This window comes from Cellvibrio sp. pealriver (assembly GCF_001183545.1).
In the GTDB taxonomy this organism is placed as follows: domain Bacteria; phylum Pseudomonadota; class Gammaproteobacteria; order Pseudomonadales; family Cellvibrionaceae; genus Cellvibrio.
This window is the reverse complement of record NZ_KQ236688.1, coordinates 3,483,052-3,502,617: the sequence shown is the minus strand read 5'-3', so window position 1 is coordinate 3,502,617 and position 19,566 is coordinate 3,483,052. Positions and strand designations below refer to the sequence as shown.

Sequence of the window (19,566 nt, the reverse complement as noted above, 5' to 3'; positions counted from 1 at the left end):
TAGCCGCTGATATTTACTAACACATCCATGTGACGAATAAATTCGATCCGTTTAATGCCTCATTTAAATTGATAACGCTTGGGATATTCCGGCGGCAAACGGCGGAAGCGTTTGTATTCCCATTGGTATTGCGCAGGTGCGCGGCGCACACAAGCCGCGACGCTCTCGTTCAATCCGGCCACCGAGGTGTGCAAATCCTCGCTGTAAATAGCCGCGTCCGCTTCCATCACCACGATTTTAAATCCCCCCGCCACGCGCTCGGCGTAGCATGAGCACACCGCACAACCGGTGCGCTGCACCAAACCTTGCACCAATGTCATGGTCAAGGCGGGCTGCCCCATAAACGGGGCGATTTCAATACCTGCATCGCGCGCGGGCACCTGATCGGGCAAGATACCTACGATAGTCCCGCCCTGTAATGCCTTGAACAACATCATCACACCCTTGCGATTGGTCGGCGCCATGGTGATGTTGAGCTTGCTGCGCCCGGCCAATACCAACTCATCCATTTTCGGGTTGTCGAGCGGTTGGTACATCGCCGTGAGATTGGCCACACTCGCCAGATAAGGCGCAACCACTTCCCAATTACCGTGATGCGGCGCAAGCACCAGTACGCCCTTCCCCTCGGCAAGCTTGGCGCGCAGGATCTCATCGCCTTCCATCGTGACAATTTTGCTTTGCAGCCACGACCAGGGCTGACGCCAGATAGCAGCCGCTTCCATCGCCGTTTTGGCAGTTTCTTGCAGGCTTTGGCGCGCGAGTGCTGTTTGCGCTGCGGGCGATAGATCGGGAAAACACAATTCGATATTTTCGCGCGTCACCTTAGCTGCACGGCTATTGCTCCACCACATCGCTCTGCCTATAAGGCTACCCAGTGCGCGCAACAATCCCAGCGGCAAGAGCGCGAGCAATTTGAAGATCAGGGGAGCAAGATGGTCTTTCATGGAGCGGATACCCGTACCTTGTTCTCAGTGGCGCGCAGCTTACCGGAAAATGATGGGGCGCAGTATCGCGCGGTGGGTGTGTAAACGAAAAAAACCGGCACCTTTGCAGGTGCCGGTTGCAATGGCGCTGCCCCTCCAGCCAGCGCACAGTCCCTATTTCAAGGGGTCACTCATCACGTTGTTTATGGGGTTTATCAGGGTGTCACTGTCCACTGGTGCTGTTGATTGTTGTTATTGGCCTCACCACGTGTTGCGGTACTGACAGTGAAGTAATAACTGATCGCGGTACCGGGAGTCACATTTGGAATCGTGACTTCAAAGCTGTTGCCTTGTACGCGCGTCATGTTGTTCCAACCGGGAGTAAATACCCATGCCCAGTTCAAGCTTTCGCTGGTGGTGAACGTGATTTTCACCCCACCGTTGCTGTAAGTCGCGGTGGTGGTGTAAGCCACTGGCGCACCGTTCGGCATAACGGCAGTCGCGCTGTAACCATTATTGGCTGCTGACGAGCTGCTGGACGATACCGATGAGCTGGACACACTGGATGGCACTGACGAACTGGACACACTCGAAGGTACTGACGAGCTTGATACGCTCGATGGTACCGAAGAGCTGGAGACGCTGGATGGCACAGAAGACGATGAAGCCACGCCATAGGTCACAGAAGTCCAGCTGTTTTCGATAGGACCGGGATAAAACACTTGGCCGCTGGCCGGAGTAAAGGTGTAGAAGCGAGCCTCAACCAGATCGCCACCGGCATACACACCGCTGCGGGTAGCCTGATAGGTGTAGGTACCATCGCCATTATTCACTTCGCCGCCGGCTTGTGCTTGCAGGTCAATCACCACAAAGTCCTGACCACCGTTGCGACGGGCAAACAAATGTACTTGTTGCTTGCGCTCGGGCAAACGGATGCTGAACTGCATGCCGCCATTGGCCAATGCGGTCATTTTCACTACACCAGTAATTACCGCCGCAGACGATGACACGCTGGATACAGATGAAGACGAGCGGCTCGATGACACACTGCTTGGCGCTGAGCTGCTAACAGACGTAGTGACCGAGCTGGATACCGATGAGCGGCTGCTGGACACGACACTGCTCACACTACTGGGCACGCTGCTAGAAGACACAGGCGTAGCCACATTGGTGTACACCTTGAGCTCACCGGGGCTGACCATCACGCTGGTGCCATCGTTAAAGGTCACGTTTTTGGCATTGATCGCACTGGGGTTATACACCACATAGGTGCGGTCAGTGCCTTTGCGGAAGACGGCAAAGGTAGCGTGGTTGGTGGCGACAACATCATTGTCGATACGGCCAAAACGATGGAAGGTTTTGATCCAGGCAAAGGTGTTCGCGAGCGAGTTACCTTCTTCGGTGAACGATGCAGGGCCAGACACCGAACCGCGCATACGGCCTTCGTTGGCATTGAAGTTAGTCAACGCTGCTACCGGATCATAGACCGCTTGATAGGCATAGAAGATCGCATCCCACATGGAGAACATGGTGCGGCCGTTGGCCATAAAGTCGAAGTTGGTTTTCGCATACTCAGGGTATTGGCCGAGGTAGAGCGAACCGGATTGGATCGGCAACAGGATGATGCCGTGCATGGCTTCCGGCAAACCGCTAAACCAGGTGGCATAGTCGGTCTTGCCGCCCCAGACCAGTGAAGCCATTGGCTTGGTGTAGGTGGGGTGGTAGTTAGTGCCGTGCACGTTGTTCCAGTATTCCTGGATGGCGGTCATTTCGGTGGTGTAGAGGAAGATACCTGCATCGCGTACGGCGGTGTTGCCTGTCTCTTCACCCCAAAGAATCATCGCCGTCCAGGCGTTCATCGCCTCGGATGAAGATTCGTTGTTATTACCTGCACCAAAGCGCGCATGGCCTGATGCCCAGGAGTGACCGGCGTAAATATCGAAGTTGCGCAGGAACGGGAACATTTTGCCCGTGGTGCTGGTGGCAGCGTTGCGTGGGCGCTCCCAGTTGCCATAGTCGCGCATCAACAACTCGATCATGCCGCCAAATTGCTGCGGTTGTGCCCAGTTTTTGTCAGTGCGGGCAACCTCAGCCGCCGCGCGGACGAAATAACCGTAGTGGAAGTGGTGATCGTTCAGTTCTTTCAGGCTGCCGAAGCTGCCATCAATACCCAGCATGGTGCCCCAGTTGCTGTTGTAGTAGAACAGGTTTTTGGCGAAAGGCGATGGCTCCAGATCATCAATCACATCGGCCTTCAACCAGCCTTCCAAGCGCCATTTCAATTCGTTTCTGAATTGGGTTTCAGCGGCGGTATTGCCTACTTGCTGTGCCAACGGAATCAGTGTGGCCACTTTGCCCAGGCGTTTACCGGTGTAGTAAGTATCGCGATGGGTAAAGGTTTCGCTGCGCACATTGTCGATCAAACCGGACAGGCGGGTTTTGTCGGCGGTATCGGTCAGCGCTGGCATCGCGGGAATCACGCCCTTGAACTTGGTCGCAGTGGTAAAACCACTGCCCTCGGCCAGTTTCATCGAACCGCGTGGAGTGAAGTAGCTATCGCCGGTCAGGCTGGCACCCGATGACAGCTGACGCCATTGGTGTGGATACAAGCCCATCAGCGTACCGGTGCCGGTACTTTCGCTGTAATTGTTGGTGGTCACAGCGTAAGTGCTCAGCAGGGTGCTGTCGCTGGCGCGATAGTTCCAGCTCACTTGTGAGCCAGTCACATGGTTGTAGGCGTATTTGCTCATCAGCGGCAAGGCAGCGCGATTAGGCAGTGCTGCGACCGAGAAGTACTTTTTGCCACTGGGTAAGTTGGCGGTAAAGGCCGATGTGCCCAAGCCAGTCCAGGTAGTGCCCGCCGGTGCAAACGCGGCATAGTCGCGGCCTTGTACCGAGAAACCGATCACTGCCGAACTGCTGTTGCCTGACCAAACTTCAGGGGTTTTGGCGGCGACAGGCGCGGTTGCATGGGTCGCAAAGCGGATGGTTGGATTACCGTTGGTGTAGTTGGCGAATACATAAGGCGAGCCGTGACCGAAGGTTACATCCATAGCGCCTGCGCCAGCTTCCATACGGGTGGTGACAAACCAGTCGCTGTAGTCATGCACTTTGGCAGTGAAGTTGCCGCTCGCGGCGGTGTTGCCCAGCACAAAATCCAGCTCTTTGAAGTACACAGTATCGTGCATGGGCTGCTCAACACCATTTACCCATTGGGTCGCCGGTGCAGGCATGGTGCCGACAAAGGCGTAATCGATCGCCCAGAAATCTTCGAAGCGCGGCGCGTAAAGGCGCACACCGTTAATTTCGGGTTTGATGGCAAACGGATGCGCATAGCTAACGTTATGGCTGCCGCGTGTGCCCCAATCCTGCCATGGGTCGTTTACACCCGCCCACAGGATCGAACTCCACCAGGAGTTGGTCGGCATGGGTTGGTTGGCGAGGTTGGAGGTAATGTGCTTGGTAGTCTGCACATCACGGTTGTCCGGGATAGCGGCATCAATACGGCTATCCCATCCGGTCAGGTAGCTACCGCTGCCGACAGCGACCGGGCTGATAGTAGGTGTAGTACTGGGTGGTGGATTGGTTTGCGCCGATACCTGTGTTGCCAACAACACCAATGCAGCGGCCGATACAATGGATTTCATATGCACCTCTGGGGCTAAGTCATTATTGTTTGAGGAGACATCCGCCCTGTGAGCTTGCCGATACACTGCACGGCTTATTGTTATTCACTGTTATCAAAAAACAGCTCACTTATGATGACCCGAGCCAACAGAATCCTCCTTCTTTCGGGGCAGTGTCGTCCCAGTTTAAAACGCTTTGCAAGGTGGCATCAGAATCTTCATTTTTATCATCAAATTTAAAAATAATTCAATAAAATCAAATAGATATAAAAGTTACTCCCGGTAACATCCACACCTCAAATTTGCCCAATCCCAACGCACACTTACGCCTTTGCAGGCGTTGGGACTGCTGTTTTTTGTTGGGATATTCGCTGGGACAGGGTTGACGTGCAGGAGCCAAAAAAAAGGCACCCTGAGGTGCCGAAGGAGTGTGAAAGTAAAACAGATCAACAAGGGTTGGAACGGAACACACTAAAACTACAAACTAACAGAGACAACAAAGGGAGCAGCCCGGTGGAACAGAACAACAGGTAATTCAATGTGCTTTCAAGTTGATGGGCTTTCAAGTTGATGGGCTTTCAACTTAATGAACTTTTACAGCGGTGAAAATATCGACAAAGGTAAGCTCCTTTTCGATCTCCACCGGTGTGTGCAAACGGCGTGCAATCTCGCGTGATGACACTATCCCGCGAATATGATGTGCATCTTTATCTACCACCAACAGATATTCCTGGTGGCTCTTCTTCATAGTGGAGACCACATCGGCAACCGTCGCCTGCTGCAACTGGCTATAGTCAATGGCGCGGATGTTGGCGCGCGCATGCATCAAATCGCGTACCAGCAACTCATCGCGTTTGACATGCAGCGCCATTTGTCTGAGCAGGAGGTTGTGGTCTGCCAGATCATCCTGGCTGATCACCCCGATAAACTCTTTGTTGTCATCGACCACCAGCTTGGTTTTTACATCTTCTGCCAACATCACCTCCATGGCTTCAGAGGCTTCCAGACGGCTGTCCAACATGTGGGGTTTATGGCTGCGGAAATCGGTAAAAATAGCTAATGCCGATGTATGCGCATTCACATCGGTAAATTCTTCTGGTTGCACCAGATGATCGTTAGCGGCCAGCGAAAATACACTCAAATTCTTCATAACAAACCCCATGACAATGATTGTGATCCAGGGAGAAGAGACTGCGTGCACCATCGGAAAACCTAACGCGATCTCTTCGCTCACTCTGTAAGATCAACATAGGCTCGACACGGGCGGATTAAAACCCACCAAAACCGGCTTTTACGCCTGATTTACTGCTTGTTTACGGCCGGTTTACTCGCGGTTTACGGCTGGTTTACGCGCAACCTCAAACACGTAAATTTTTCGTTTAATCACCTTACCTTCGCTGGGTTGGAGGCAATCTTGCCCGAGCCCTGCCATTGCGCAGCGTTGACGGCTATAATCGCCGCCATTTTGTTACTCCTTCGATCACTTTTCTTAACTGAGTCTGCCATGTCTGACAAACGCTATGACGTAAGCACTTTCCAAGGGCTGATCCTCGCCCTGCAAGATTATTGGGCGCGCCAAGGCTGCGTAATTCTGCAACCGCTCGACCTTGAAGTCGGTGCCGGTACTTTCCACCCTGCGACTTTCCTGCGCGCCATCGGCCCGGAGACCTGGAACACTGCTTACGTGCAGCCCTGTCGCCGCCCGAAAGACGGCCGCTACGGCGAAAACCCCAACCGCCTGCAGCACTACTACCAATTCCAGGTGGCGATGAAACCCTCGCCCGCCAATATTCAGGATTTGTATTTAGGCTCGCTGCGCGAAATGGGTATCGACACCAACGTGCATGACATACGTTTTGTGGAAGACAACTGGGAATCGCCCACACTGGGTGCCTGGGGCTTGGGTTGGGAAGTCTGGTTAAACGGCATGGAAGTCACCCAGTTCACCTACTTCCAACAAGTGGGCGGTTTGGAGTGTTTCCCGGTCACCGGCGAAATCACCTACGGTATTGAGCGTATCGCCATGTACCTGCAAGGTGTGGATTCGATTTTTGATTTGGTGTGGACGATTAACCCCAACGGCGACAAGGTCACCTACGGCGATGTGTTCCATCAAAACGAAGTGGAGCAATCCACTTACAACTTTGAAGAAGCCGACACTGCATTTTTATTCAGCAATTTCGATTTCTACGAAAAAGAAAGCCAGCGTTTGATGGAAAAAAACCTGCCGCTGCCCGCCTATGAAATGGTGATGAAAGCCTCCCACGCCTTTAACTTGCTGGATGCGCGCCACGCGATTTCCGTGACCGAGCGCCAGCGTTTTATTTTGCGTGTGCGCACACTGTCGCGCGCCGTTGCCCAAGCCTACTACGATAGCCGCAAAGCCCTCGGCTTCCCACTTGCACCTGAAGCCTTAAGAGCAGAGATGCTTGCAGCGATTGCCGCTAGCTCTGCTGAGGAGAATAAATAATGTCTGCTGATTTTCTGGTTGAGTTGGGAACGGAAGAATTACCACCCAAAAATTTAAAGAATTTAATGAATGCATTTGTAGAAAGTATTCAAGCGGATTTAACCGCGCTGGAATTATCTTTTGATTCTGTAAAAGCTTATGCCGCACCGCGCCGCTTGGCCGTGCTGGTGGAAAATCTGGCGAGCGAAACGCCGTCCAAAGAATTGGTTGTCTGGGGCCCACCAGCGGCGATTGCCTTTAAAGATGGCGAACCGACCAAAGCGGCACTCGCCTTTGCCGAAAAAAATGGCATTGCACCGAGCGAATTAAAAGCCGAGAGCGATGGCAAAGCGGAAAAACTGGTTGCACGTATTTCGCAGCAAGGCCAAAAAACTACCGCGCTGCTGGAAAAAATCGTAAGCGATGCGCTGGCAAAATTACCTATCGCCAAGCGCATGAAGTGGGGTTCAACACGTGAAGAATTTGTGCGCCCGGTACACTGGTTAGTGATGCTGTTTGGCAGCGATGTTATTAACGCATCTGTACTCGGTTTAACCGCTGGTCGCACCACACGCGGCCATCGCTTCCACTACAACAACAGCATCGAATTGGCGAAAGCCAGCGATTACGCCAGCGTGTTAAAAAACACCGGTTATGTAGTGGCTGATTTTGCCGAACGCAGCGCGACTATCAAACAACAAGTCGAAGCCGAAGCGAAAAAAGTCGGCGGTGTTGCCGTAATTGATGCCGACCTGCTGGACGAAGTCACCGCCTTGGTGGAGTGGCCTGTCGCCCTCACCGGCAAATTTGAAGAGCGTTTCCTCGCCGTGCCTGCGGAAGCGTTGATTGCCTCCATGAAAGAGCATCAAAAATATTTCCACGTGGTGGATGCCAACGGCAAGTTGAAAAACAACTTCATCACAGTAGCGAATATCGAAAGTAAAGATGCTGCGCAAATTATTAACGGCAATGAGCGCGTGATTCGCCCGCGTTTGTCTGATGCGGCCTTCTTTTTTGAAACCGATAAAAAAACTACTTTGGCTTCACTGCGCGAGCGGTTAAAAACCATCGTATTCCAGGCGCAGTTGGGAACCATCTTTGATAAAACCGAACGCGTTGCTGGTTTAGCAAAACTAATCGCTGGCAAATTAAATGCCGATGCTGCATCCGCCGAGCGCGCGGCGCAATTGTGTAAGTCGGACTTGGTCACCAATATGGTCGGTGAGTTTGACGATATGCAAGGCATCGCCGGTTATTACTACGCCGTAAACGACGGCGAAAATGCCGAAGTCGCCGCCGCGATGAACGAGCAATATATGCCGCGTTTTGCGGGCGACCAGTTGCCGCAAACGATCACCGGCACCATTATCGCACTGGCAGATCGCTTGGATACCATCAGCGGTATTTTTGGTATTGGCCAACAACCATCCGGCTCCAAAGATCCATTCGCTTTGCGCCGTGCAAGCATCGCCGTATTGCGTTTACTGGTGGAAAAAAACCTCAGTCTCGATTTGCGCGAATTATTAACCTTCGCCAAAGCGCAGCATAAAAATTTAACCGTAGGCGATGAACTGGTAGAGCAAGTACTCGGCTATATGCTCGACCGTTTCCGCGCTATGTTTGAAGATGCGCAAATTCCAGCGGAAGTATTCCAATCAGTGACGGCAAAACAATTGTCGCAACCGCTGGATATCAACCAGCGTGTACTCGCTGTAAACGAGTTCAGCAAATTACCACAAGCACAGGCACTCGCTGCGGCGAATAAACGTGTATCCAATATTCTTGCCAAACAAAATGCAGCGGTGAACACCGAAGTGAATTCAGCATTGTTGCAAGAAGATGCCGAGAAAAATCTCGCTGCTGCGGTCACCGCCAAAGAAGCGGTAGTTGCACCTTTGTTTGCCGCGCGTGAATACACCAAAGCCCTCGCTGCACTCGCCGATTTGCAACCGACTGTGGATGCGTTTTTTGATAGCGTGATGGTGATGTGTGATGACGCCGCGCTGCAACAAAACCGTTTGGCCTTGTTATCCAAACTGCGCGGTTTGTTTTTGGAGGTCGCGGATATTTCCTATTTGGTTCCGGCGAAAAATTAATTCAAAAACAAATTCCTCCCCAACCCTCCCTTTTGCAAAGGGAGGGAGCAATCCCACTTTGCAAAAGGGGGTCGGCGCAGCCGGGGGGATTTACATTGGAAACACCATGAAACTAATTATTCTCGACCGCGACGGTGTGATTAATCACGACCGCGACGACTACGTAAAATCTGCCGATGAATGCATTCCAATTGAAGGCAGCATCGATGCGATTGTGCGTTTAAACAAAGCCGGTTTTACGGTTGTTGTCGCAACTAACCAAGCGGGCTTGGCAAAGGGAAAATTCGAGCTGGAAGACCTTGAAGCCATGCACGAAAAAATTACCCGTTTGGTGGAAGAACAAGGTGGAGAGTTGGGCGGTATTTTTTATTGCCCGCACCACCCTGATGACAATTGCAAATGCCGCAAACCGAAACCCGGATTGCTCGATGCGATTGAAGCTGAATTCAATACCTCGGTAGAAAGTAGTTATTTTATTGGCGACAGTTTGCGTGATTTGCAAGCCGCACTACAAAAAGCCTGCAAACCTCTTTTGGTGCTCACCGGCAACGGTGTACGCACCCAGGCACAATTGGCCGTGCCCGGACTGCAGAGTGATGCACCCATCATAGAACCAGAACAAGTGCAGGTGTTTGAAAACCTCGCGGCAGCAGCAACTTTTGTGATCGCTAATGAACCACAGCAATAACAGGAATTAATGTGTTAAAACTTCGCAGTGCTATTTTTGCTATAGGTTACAACTTCACCAGTGTATTGGCTGGTTTGGTCGCCGTGATTATTTGGCCAGTTTTCCCTTACAGCTGGCGCTGGCGTATCGTCACCTTGTGGAACCGCTTTGTGATGCTCTGGATTCGCGTGTGCTGTGGCGTGCGTTTTGAAATTACCGGCAACAAACATGCGGATAAATTTCCCTGCGTTGTCATGGCCAAACACCAAAGCACCTGGGAGACAATGTTCCTGCAATATTATTTTGGCCCCGTCAGTACCATTCTCAAAAAAGAATTATTCCGCATTCCCTTTTTTGGCTGGGGCTTGGCGAGTTTGCGCCCGATTGCGATTGACCGCAGCAGCCCTGTGCAAGCATTAAAAGAAATCAAAAAAATTGGCCTGCATCGCTTGGAGCAAGGCAATAATCTGTTGATTTTTCCTGAGGGAACACGCACACCCGTTGGGCAAGTTGGCAACTACGCGCGCAGCGGTGCCGATATTGCCATCAGCGCTGGTGTGCCGATTATTGCGGTTGCACACAATGCAGGTGAATGCTGGCCGCACAAACATTTTATTAAATACCCCGGCACTATTCGTGTAGTGATTAGCGAGCCATTTGAAACCGAAGGCAAAGACCGCAAGCAATTAACCGAAGATGTTAAAAATTGGATCGAAGGTGAAATTGCGAAAATGCCACCGGCGCGAAACGATGGAAAACGAATAAATGTTAATGCTGATCTTGATATGAAATAAGCGTTGTAGATTTAAAACAAAACGGCCGATCTGTTCACAGATCGGCCGTTTTTATTTAACGTCTTATCACCAATAACTTAACGAATCTGGCAAGGCACCTTGCCCAAACCCAGCACGTAATATTTGTCACCCGCGAGTGGTGAGTTGTAGGGAATCTGCCCGTATTTGCCCGCCGTTGCGCTCACGTAATCCACCAAATCCTGACCAGCCGCAAAACGCCAGCTGTTGATGGTAGCGCGTGAGGCGCTGCTGTAATTGGCAGAGAGATCGGCAACTGTGCCGTTGGTCGCTGTCAACGCCGTTTGTGTCGATGCGGTTAAATTACACGCGGCATCGCCAAACCACAGCAGGTTGCGATCATTGCGGAACGAACCGCCGCTAATATCCTTGAATAAATTTGCACTGATTTCCGCAAGGGATAATTGTGCTGTGCTCTTTTCCTGATGAATCGCATTGACCACAAACACACTGTCTTCCATAAACGCGCTCGCGCCCACCCGCAAACTTAAAATCTGGTTGCGATAATTTACAAACACATTGTTAAACATATGGGTTTTACCGTGGCGCAATAAAGGCACACGGCGCAGGGTATTGCCGAGCAACATGTAACTGTCATCGGTGGTGACAAACGCATTGTTGTGCATGGTGGTGGTGATTTGTTTGTCGATGGTGTGACTGTCGCTGGAGCCGTGCAGGGTTGCGCGTTTTACATTCACTACGCGGTTAAACGACATAGTCACATTATGCGCGCCGACTTTTACGTCAAACGCGGAATCGCCAGTGGTATCAAAGGTATTTTTGTGAATCCAAATATCTTTGGAGGCACCGGTGGAGCGAATCATATCCGGGTCGCAATAGTGATCTTCGGTGTGGCCCGCGCCTTTAAAATTCAGATGCGTAAGAATCACACTGTTGGCCGTTTGTGTTGGCGTGCCGGTGGAGTCTTTACCTATCGCAAAACCGCTAAATAAAAAATAGGCTTCGCTGCCGCGACCATCAATCGTTTTGTTGGAGCCAATCACCGGATTGCGAATCGGATTGTTGGATTTATTCATCGCTGAATTAAAAAATTGCGTTACACAATTGGCACTGCTCACGCCATTTTTTGCACACCATTGCGTGTAGTTCACACACTCAGCTTCAGTGGCACCGAGAATCGATTGCACCGTCGGGTTGCTGCAACCTAAACGGTACATACCAATTTCGTGTGGCTGCGCAAATTGGATTTTGTCGAACACAATCCAGTTGTGCGCTTCACCGCTAATCGCTTCCAGTAATTGTTGCTCAACCGATTTGCTGGAATTTTTGGTAATCACAGTGAGCTTGCTATTGCCGTTGGGATCAAAACCGCCTTTGGCATTTTCACCATAACCCACCGGCTTGCCGAGGGTTTTGGATAGACATTCCACAATTTCCTGATCGGTTTGCAATGCCGTATCGCGCCAGTTTACTGAAGGGTTAGTCGCCAATTGGATACAGGCCGCGCTGATCGTACCGCTAGATGAACCCACACTGCTGCTTGATTTGCTGGAAGCGGGAACACTGCTGGGTGCAACCGATGAAGGCGCGATTGAAGATGCAATAGAAGAGCGGCTGCTGGATGAAGGAATACTGCTTGGTGCCACTGAAGATGCCGGCACACTGGAAGGGGCAACACTGGATGCCGGTACTGATGAAGCAGTGCCCGTCGCGTTATAAACTTCAATTTCCGCCATGCGCAAAGGCGAGCTACCACTGACCACCAAGTTCAGTTTTTTCATGGACACATTGCCCAAATTCACCGTTCGCGCCGCACCAATACCAGTGCCCGTTGCCAATACTGCGCCGGTATCGTTATTCACCAACTGCCAATTGGTCACGGTACTGCCGGATTCGCGCAGGATCACCGTGTTGAAATTAATCGCACTGCCCCACTTTACCGACACGCGTTGGTTGGACGTGCCGCTGGCTTGGGTGTAAGTCGCAGTATTCGCATCGCGAACTAATTTGGTATCGCTAAAACCGGAGCCATCGGCACCGGCGCTTGGGCCAGTCACAGCCAGGTTGGAACCAAGAGTTTGCGCATTGACCGCGCAGGCGAACAAGCTGGAAGCCGCACCCAATGCCAGATAATGGCCAAGGCGGCGAGTCGTGGTGATTTTCATGTTGATTACCTTGTTGTAGCTATATCGTTGTTATTCGGATGGTTAATTGAGGTGCTGTAAACAACACCAGACCGGCCAGTAAAGCGGCAGGGATAGAGACCGAAAACGCCGATACGCCGCAAGGCGCTATGGCTGCTGGAAAAGGCATCCGCACAAACGCAGCACTTATTGGAAATCACTTTTTATGGAATCTGCTTTATCAAAAAGCCAGGGGATGAACTGCTACATCACGCATCCCGATTGCAGCCTTATTTTTGTAATCGCCACAACCAGAGCGCAAATAGTGCGCGCCTGGCAGATAATCCGTCAAGCCATAAAATTGCACCAAATAGCAATTTTTGAGATAAATAATCTATTTATTTGCATTAAAACGATTACAGAATTTTCATTTTTGATTTGTAACCGTTTTCCTTTACCTGTTGATTGCTATCGCCAACTGCGGTGTATGCCGCCAGATCAACCGGCTAAACTCTGCTCACTACCTCACTGCAAGGAATCCCCAAGGACATGAAAGAATCACTCAAAGGCCGTTTGTTTATGCTGTTGTTCGCCCTGCCATTTGCAGGCGTGGGTGTGGGCTTTCTACTGTTTGGGGTGATCCCCAACTTGTATGAATGGCAGCAGATGAAAAGTTGGCCGCAAGTCGAGGCGCGCTTGTTGGACGCAGGTTTACACACCAGCCGGGGCGATGACAGCGACACCTACAGAGCCTACGCGCGCTACACCTATCGCTACCAAATGCAGGACTACACCAGCGAGCGGGTAGCGATTATGGGCGGCAGCGACAACATCGGCGATTTTCAGTCAGACCTCGCCCGGCAGCTGGAATTGGCGCAGCGCATGGGGCAGCCGGTACCGGCGTGGGTTAATCCCAACAACCCGGGCGATGCCGTGCTCAACCGCGAACTGCGCTGGAGCCTGCTCGGTTTCAAGATGATCTTTGTGCTGGTGTTTGGCGGCGTGGGTATAGGCTTGATGATTTTCACCCTCAAAGCCAAAGTCGGCGCAACCGACCACCCCGACAGCAACAGCAAACCCTGGCTTGCGCAGCAAGAATGGGCAAGCCCTGAAGTCACCTGCAATTCCAAAAGCAGCCTCTGGGTAATCTGGTTTTTTGCCTTGATCTGGAACCTGATTTCGCTGCCTGCCACGCTGGCCGTTCCCGATGAATGGGCCGGAGGCAATAAACTGATTTTGATCGCGTTAATATTTCCGCTGGCGGGGATTTACCTTCTCTACTGGGCGATTAATTCCACCCTCAGTTGGCGACGCTTCGGGCAACTGCGCCTGCAACTTGATCCCTACCCCGGCAGTATCGGCGGACAAGTCGGCGGTACGCTTAATATCCCCATCGCCTACAACGCGCAACAGCGTTTCCCCGTCAACCTGCAATGTGTACGCCGCTACGTGACCGGCAGCGGCAAAAGCCGCACTAGCCATGAATCGATTGTCTGGCAAAGCAACGGCCTCGCCCAAAGTACACCCGCGCCGGGCGGCGGCACCTCGCTGGCCATTTGTTTTAATGTACCGGCCAACCTGCCGGTTTCAGAAATCTATTCCGACGACTATCGCTTCTGGCGGTTGGAATTAAATGCTGATTTACCCGGCGTGGATTTGCATCGCCAATTTGAAATCCCGGTGTTTGCAACCGGTGAAAAATCCCGCGCTACATCACCGCTCAGTACAGACCATCCGCAACTAAACGACGAACGCGAAGCCAGCATCGAAGCCGTCGCCAATATTGAGCAAATTCCCGGCGGCGTGCGCATGCACTACCCCATGCTGCACGGAGCCGGTAATAACCTTGTGGGTTTGGTGTGCGGATTATTTTTTGGTGGCGCAGGTGTGTTAATGCATTTTGAATCCGACGCCCCTGCAATCATGGTGTGGGCATTTACGTTGGTCGGCGGGCTCATCTCCTTTATCTGCCTCAAATGGCTCTTCACCAGTTTGCATGTACAACTCGATCACAACGGTCTCATCAGCGAACGCTATTGGCTGGGGATGCCCATCGGCCGCGACCAAATCCCGCGCGCGGACATCCAAAAACTCTACATCGGTGTCAGCTCACGCGGCCAAAGCGCAAAGGGTTACCTGGAGATGTGCAAAATTATCGCCCTCACTCATAGCGGCAAAAAAATTCCCGTCGCGATGAATTTAAAAGGCCGCGATACCGCACAGTTGGCGTTGGAGGCGATTGGGGGGTTGAGTGGGTATAAAATCCAATAACCAGCAAGCTATATACATTTGCCATATAGCACACTGACGATTACAATTTAATCAATTATTGATCCGTAAGAAAATCCACTAGGAGCGACCATGTCTACCGGCTCAGTCTTTGTAAATAACCGCACCCAAGCTGTCAGGCTACCGGCAGAGGCGCGTTTTCCCGATGAGGTGAAAAAAGTGAATGTGCGCATTCAGGGCGCAGACCGCATCCTCTCGCCGGCTGACAAAACCTGGGACAGTTTCTTTTTGGGTGATGGCAATGTCACCGAGGATTTTTTGACTGAGCGTGCAACCCAGCATCAAGCCGAGCGCGAATCCTTTTAAAAATAATTCTGACCGGGACGTTATTTCATGCTCAAGTACATGCTCGACACCAATATCGTTATCTACGTTATCAAACGCCGCCCACTTGAAGTATTGGATACCTTTAACCGCCACGCGGGGCAATTGTGTATCAGCAGTATTACGTTGGCAGAGTTATTACACGGCGCAGAAAAAAGCGCGCAGCCAGAACATAATCTTCAACAAATCGAAAATTTTACCTCCCGCCTCCAAGTACTCGACTACAACAATCACGCCGCCGCCCACTATGGCGATATCCGCGCACGCCTCGAACAAAAAGGCACACCCATCGGCGTAAACGATTTGCACATCGCCGGCCATGCGCGCAGCCAGGGTTTGATATTGGTAACGAATAACTTGCGTGAATTTGAAAGAATTGAAGGGTTGAGAACCGAGAATTGGATTGCGGCTGTTTAAAAAAATTTCCGGCCGATTCATTTCTCTAAATAAAATTCCTCGGTCGGAAATTTCGTCTGTCATTTTTCTATACAAATAAACAACAGCTAAACTGCAAATATTCCAGTTGATTAGTTTACGCTCCTTCATGAATTGCAAAATAAATGTAAGGATTTTTAACCTGTTTAACAGTTAAATACCCTTTGTTTGGCATGTGTTTCTCCTTACTAAATGAAAGACTCAGTCTTACATCCACCCCCTTCCTTTCGTACTCATCCACCAAAAGTGAAATCAAAGTTTGGGCTTTTTTTGAGTCAGTTACACTATAAAAACTCAGGTGGAATCCATTGGTAAATTGGCTGAAAAGAACACGCCTATTATCCGTGCAATCTTGCATGTCCTTACACTCACCAAGCTCCACCATTTTTTGTGTCGCGAACTTTACAAAATCCCGAGGAAGATCCCCACTATATGAATAACAAACAGCAGGAAATAAGGAAAATAAAAGAAAAACTATTCTAATTAACATCAGAAATCTCCATTTTATTGATTAACTTTCAATTGAACTTACTTATCCTAGCCTCTAGGCTGATGGACAGCAAAACTGGCATCAACCGTTACACTACCCAAACACCCGCCCTGCCCAAACTCCCAAACCTGCGGCGACGCTACCGAAGTGGTCGCCATCGATGATGGCAATATCGTCACCGAGTAATTCATGTACGAGCTTACGGATCAACGGTGATTTGGCGCTGCCGCCGGTAATGTATACGACATCGGGTTTACTGCCGGCTTGTTGTGTTGCTTCGCTGATGAGGCTGGCGATTTTTTGCAACAACACAGTTACGGTTTGCGCATAATTGTCGGCGCTCGTTTCCGGGGCTAAATCGCGCTCAATAAAATCCAGAGGAAAACGGTAATGCTCGCGCGATGAGAGCGCAATTTTTCCCAACTCCGCTTCGCGCACGACTTCGAAATTTTGTTTGTTATCGCGCATGTGAATAAAGCGTTTTAATAATTCCGGCTCTGTGGTTTCGCGTTGTAATTTTTCCAGCAAGAATCCGGTTGTTGCATCGTAGAAATCCGTTTGTGCACCTATATCGTTAATTGCCATGGCATTCACAAATGGCATGAGCGGCATAGGCAGATTAGTTTTCAGTGGTGATAACATGCCAAACGCGGGCATTAACGCTTTTTGTGCGAGCAGAATATCAAAATCGTTGCCGCCGATACGTTCACCGGTGTGTGCAAGAAAATCCTGCTCGCGTTGTAATTGATCGCGATGTGACGGCCCCATGAGTACGATTGAACAATCTGTCGTGCCACCACCTACGTCTACGACCAATACTTTTTTGTTTTCCTGCAAGCGGGTTTCAAAATCAAAGCCCGCCGCGAGTGGTTCAAATAAAAATTCAATCTCGCGAAAACCAATCCGCTTTGCCGCCGCCGTGAGAATAGCCTGTGCTTGTTGGTTGGATTCCTGCGCGTTAATGCCCTGGAAGTTAACCGGCCTTCCAATAACCACTTGGGTTACTTCCCGCTGTAAAAAATATTCGGCGCGCTGTTTTACGTTAAACATCATCGCGGCCACCAGATCTTCAAAAAAACCTACCATTTGGGGGCGCAAGCCGCTCGCACCTAAAAAGGATTTGGGTGATTTAATAAAATAACCTTCCGCAGGGTCAGCAATATAATGCGCAATTGCTTCTGTTCCGTAAAACAGTCCGTCGCTCACTTGCGTAATATCGTGCTCCAACTTCCCCGCACGCGATTGTGCCAATGTGCCTGAACGCGCTTGCGTGTAGGCTTGTCGCTCAACCGGATCTTGCAATTGTTGTGCGATCAGCTCGGCAATAAATCCGCGCTCCAATGCGTAGAGCGTGGAAGGTACAAACGCGTCATCACCATACAATGGAATGAGTGCAGCCTTGCCCTGATTAAGATAGGACATGGCACAGTTTGATGTACCGTAATCAAATCCAACGTACATATTGTCTACAACCTTCACTCTTTTGGTATCACCCTGCATCAGGCTTCGTTTAAATAGCGGCGCTGCAAATGCGCTTTGAAATAGCGCGCGTTTAATGGCTCACCAGTAGCCGCCGCAATTAAATCATTGGTAGACAACAAACTGCCTTGGTTCCAGATGTGGGTTTGCAACCAATTAAATAACGGCGCTAAATCGCCTTGCGCAATTTTTTCAGAGAGCTGTGGAATACTGCGCTGCGCCGCCGCAAATTCTTGCGCGGCATACATAGCACCCAGCGTGTATGAAGGAAAATAACCAAAGGCTCCGCATGGCCAGTGAATATCCTGCATACAGCCATTGCGGTAGTTGTTTTGATCAGAGCCACGTTCGGTCGATAGCCCTAAATAGGCCTGCATTTTTTCATTCCAGAGCGCGGGAATATCGTCAACTTCGATATCGCCTTCCACTAACGCGCGCTCGATTTCATAGCGCAAAATTACATGGGCGGGATAGGTCAATTCGTCGGCATCTACACGAATATAACCACGTTTCATGCGCGTATTGAAACAATATAAATTGTCATTGGTAAACGCGGGATCTTGTTCGCGCTGAAAAATACGGCGCGCAAGCGGCGCTAACAACTGCGTAAATTCCGGTGAGCGCGCCAATTGCATTTCAAAAAATAAACTTTGCGATTCATGCACACCCATTGAGCGCGCCTCACCCACCGGTAAACCTGCCCAAGCTTTCGGCAAATTTTGTTCATAGCGCGCGTGGCCAGTTTCGTGGATAACACCGAGCAGCGCTTTCATAAAATCGCTTTCATCGTAACGCGTGGTAATGCGCACATCCGTTGGAACACCGCCACAAAATGGATGGGTACTCACATCCAAACGCCCGTGGGTAAAATCAAAACCGAGCAATTTCATTGCCGCAATGCCAAGCTCTTTTTGTTGCTCAATTGCAAACGGACCTTCAGGTACAATTACTTTTTTCTGTGATTGAATGTCATCCGCACGCTGGATAAATTCCGGCAACCAGGTTTTTACATCGGCAAACAATGCATCCAACTGCGCGCTGGTAACGCCGGGTTCATACAATTCCAACATCGCATCATAAGGGCGCAGCCCTGCATCGGCAGCGCGAATACGCGCTTCTTCACGTACCAGCTCAACCACTTTTTTCAAATTGGGTTTAAAACCATTCCAATCATTATTATTGCGCTGCTCGCGCCATGCATGTTCACAGGCAGAATTTGCCAGCGATTGCGCTTGCACTAAATCCTGCGGCAATTGCGTTGCCTGTTTCCAACGGCGTTTCATCGCCGCGAGGCTCGCCTGTTCATCAGCAGACAAAGGCTCTTGTGCAGCAGCACTTAACCAGTCACCCAAATGTGATGCGGTAGTTTGCTGATGAATCAATACCGATAACTCTGCCATGGCCGCACTGCGCGCATCATTCCCACCATCCGGCATCATCGACGCCTGATCCCATGAACAGATCGCCTGTGCATGCTGCAAATGGGAAATTTTTAAAAAGTGTTGTTGCAGTTGTTGGTAAAACATAACCAAGCCTTTTATTAAGAAATATGACGATGAGTCTTTAATGTAATCTGAAAGATAAGTGAGGTAATAACAATTGCTAAAATATCTTGCCAATCAAATACGCCTGTTCCTAAAACAGGCTGTAACCCTTCATAAAGTAAACATCCAATACTTACCCAAAGCGATGTCTTTTTGAGGTCATTTGGGAAGTTTTTGGATAAACCACAGAGTAAAAATATGGATGTCAATGTTCCGGTAATACTGGGAAGATAATTTGCGAGACCAAAATCGAAATAGTGATTCGTATAGATCCAACCTCTGTAAAAAGAATCGCCTATCGCTGTAATAGTCAGAAAAAGCAGACCAAGACTGATAAAAATGTCTTTT

General features: G+C 50.4%; 14 protein-coding genes. 7 read left to right on the top strand and 7 right to left on the bottom strand.

The features are described from left to right. Positions 1–59 precede the first annotated feature (59 nt). The 3 genes from VC28_RS15240 to VC28_RS15230 form a co-directional block, all read right to left on the bottom strand. Positions 60–944, bottom strand: a complete 885-nt coding sequence (locus VC28_RS15240; protein ID WP_049631397.1) for a lysophospholipid acyltransferase family protein — start codon at positions 942–944, stop codon at positions 60–62. A gap of 194 nt (positions 945–1,138) precedes the next feature. Continuing rightward, positions 1,139–4,570 carry a glycosyl hydrolase gene (locus VC28_RS15235; protein WP_049631396.1) on the bottom strand — a complete coding sequence of 1,144 codons (3,432 nt, stop codon included), beginning with the start codon at positions 4,568–4,570 and terminating at the stop codon, positions 1,139–1,141. A 562-nt stretch (positions 4,571–5,132) separates the two neighbouring features. After that, positions 5,133–5,699 carry a CBS domain-containing protein gene (locus tag VC28_RS15230; protein WP_049632442.1) on the bottom strand — a complete coding sequence of 189 codons (567 nt, stop codon included), beginning with the start codon at positions 5,697–5,699 and terminating at the stop codon, positions 5,133–5,135. 354 nt (positions 5,700–6,053) lie between these two features. Here VC28_RS15230 and glyQ point away from each other — a divergent pair, with 354 nt between their 5' ends. The 4 genes from glyQ to VC28_RS15210 all read left to right on the top strand — a co-directional run bounded on the left by glyQ (position 6,054) and on the right by VC28_RS15210 (position 10,555). Further along, entirely contained in the window at positions 6,054–7,019 is a 966-nt protein-coding gene (gene glyQ / locus VC28_RS15225; protein ID WP_049631395.1) for a glycine--tRNA ligase subunit alpha, read from the top strand. Continuing rightward, the gene (gene glyS / locus VC28_RS15220; protein WP_049631394.1) at positions 7,019–9,094 is read left to right on the top strand and encodes a glycine--tRNA ligase subunit beta; all 2,076 of its coding nucleotides are present in this window, start codon (positions 7,019–7,021) and stop codon (positions 9,092–9,094) included. Before glyQ ends, glyS begins: the two co-directional genes overlap by 1 nt. Positions 9,095–9,200: 106 nt before the next feature. After that, on the top strand, positions 9,201–9,782 hold the full coding sequence (gene gmhB, locus VC28_RS15215; protein ID WP_049631393.1) for a D-glycero-beta-D-manno-heptose 1,7-bisphosphate 7-phosphatase: 582 nt from the start codon (positions 9,201–9,203) through the stop codon (positions 9,780–9,782). An 11-nt stretch (positions 9,783–9,793) separates the two neighbouring features. Then, complete coding sequence (locus VC28_RS15210) at positions 9,794–10,555, top strand: lysophospholipid acyltransferase family protein (RefSeq protein WP_049631392.1); 762 nt, start codon at positions 9,794–9,796, stop codon at positions 10,553–10,555. Positions 10,556–10,632: 77 nt separating this feature from the next. Here the strand turns inward: VC28_RS15210 and VC28_RS15205 are convergent, their stop codons facing one another. Further along, positions 10,633–12,699, bottom strand: coding sequence for a pectate lyase family protein (locus VC28_RS15205; RefSeq protein WP_082191561.1), 2,067 nt, complete (start codon positions 12,697–12,699; stop codon positions 10,633–10,635). 507 nt (positions 12,700–13,206) lie between these two features. Between VC28_RS15205 and VC28_RS19330 the strand changes: the two genes are divergently transcribed. The 3 genes from VC28_RS19330 to vapC all read left to right on the top strand — a co-directional run bounded on the left by VC28_RS19330 (position 13,207) and on the right by vapC (position 15,687). Then, positions 13,207–14,928, top strand: a complete 1,722-nt coding sequence (locus VC28_RS19330; RefSeq protein ID WP_053094213.1) for a DUF3592 domain-containing protein — start codon at positions 13,207–13,209, stop codon at positions 14,926–14,928. Positions 14,929–15,018: 90 nt separating this feature from the next. Further along, positions 15,019–15,252, top strand: a complete 234-nt coding sequence (gene vapB, locus VC28_RS15195; protein ID WP_049631391.1) for a type II toxin-antitoxin system VapB family antitoxin — start codon at positions 15,019–15,021, stop codon at positions 15,250–15,252. Between the two features lie 27 nt (positions 15,253–15,279). Beyond that, entirely contained in the window at positions 15,280–15,687 is a 408-nt protein-coding gene (gene vapC / locus VC28_RS15190; RefSeq protein WP_049631390.1) for a type II toxin-antitoxin system tRNA(fMet)-specific endonuclease VapC, read from the top strand. Positions 15,688–15,802: 115 nt separating this feature from the next. Here vapC and VC28_RS15185 read toward each other — a convergent pair whose 3' ends face one another. From VC28_RS15185 to VC28_RS15175, 3 genes are all read right to left on the bottom strand, one after another. Then, a complete protein-coding gene (locus VC28_RS15185; protein ID WP_049631389.1) occupies positions 15,803–16,195 on the bottom strand; it encodes a hypothetical protein in 393 nt (130 codons plus the stop codon). Between the two features lie 93 nt (positions 16,196–16,288). Beyond that, a complete protein-coding gene (yegD, locus tag VC28_RS15180) occupies positions 16,289–17,656 on the bottom strand; it encodes a molecular chaperone (RefSeq protein WP_049632439.1) in 1,368 nt (455 codons plus the stop codon). 38 nt (positions 17,657–17,694) lie between these two features. Next, positions 17,695–19,200: a carboxypeptidase M32 gene (locus tag VC28_RS15175; RefSeq protein ID WP_049631388.1), complete on the bottom strand. Its 1,506-nt coding sequence runs from the start codon at positions 19,198–19,200 to the stop codon at positions 17,695–17,697. Positions 19,201–19,566: the final 366 nt, after the last annotated feature.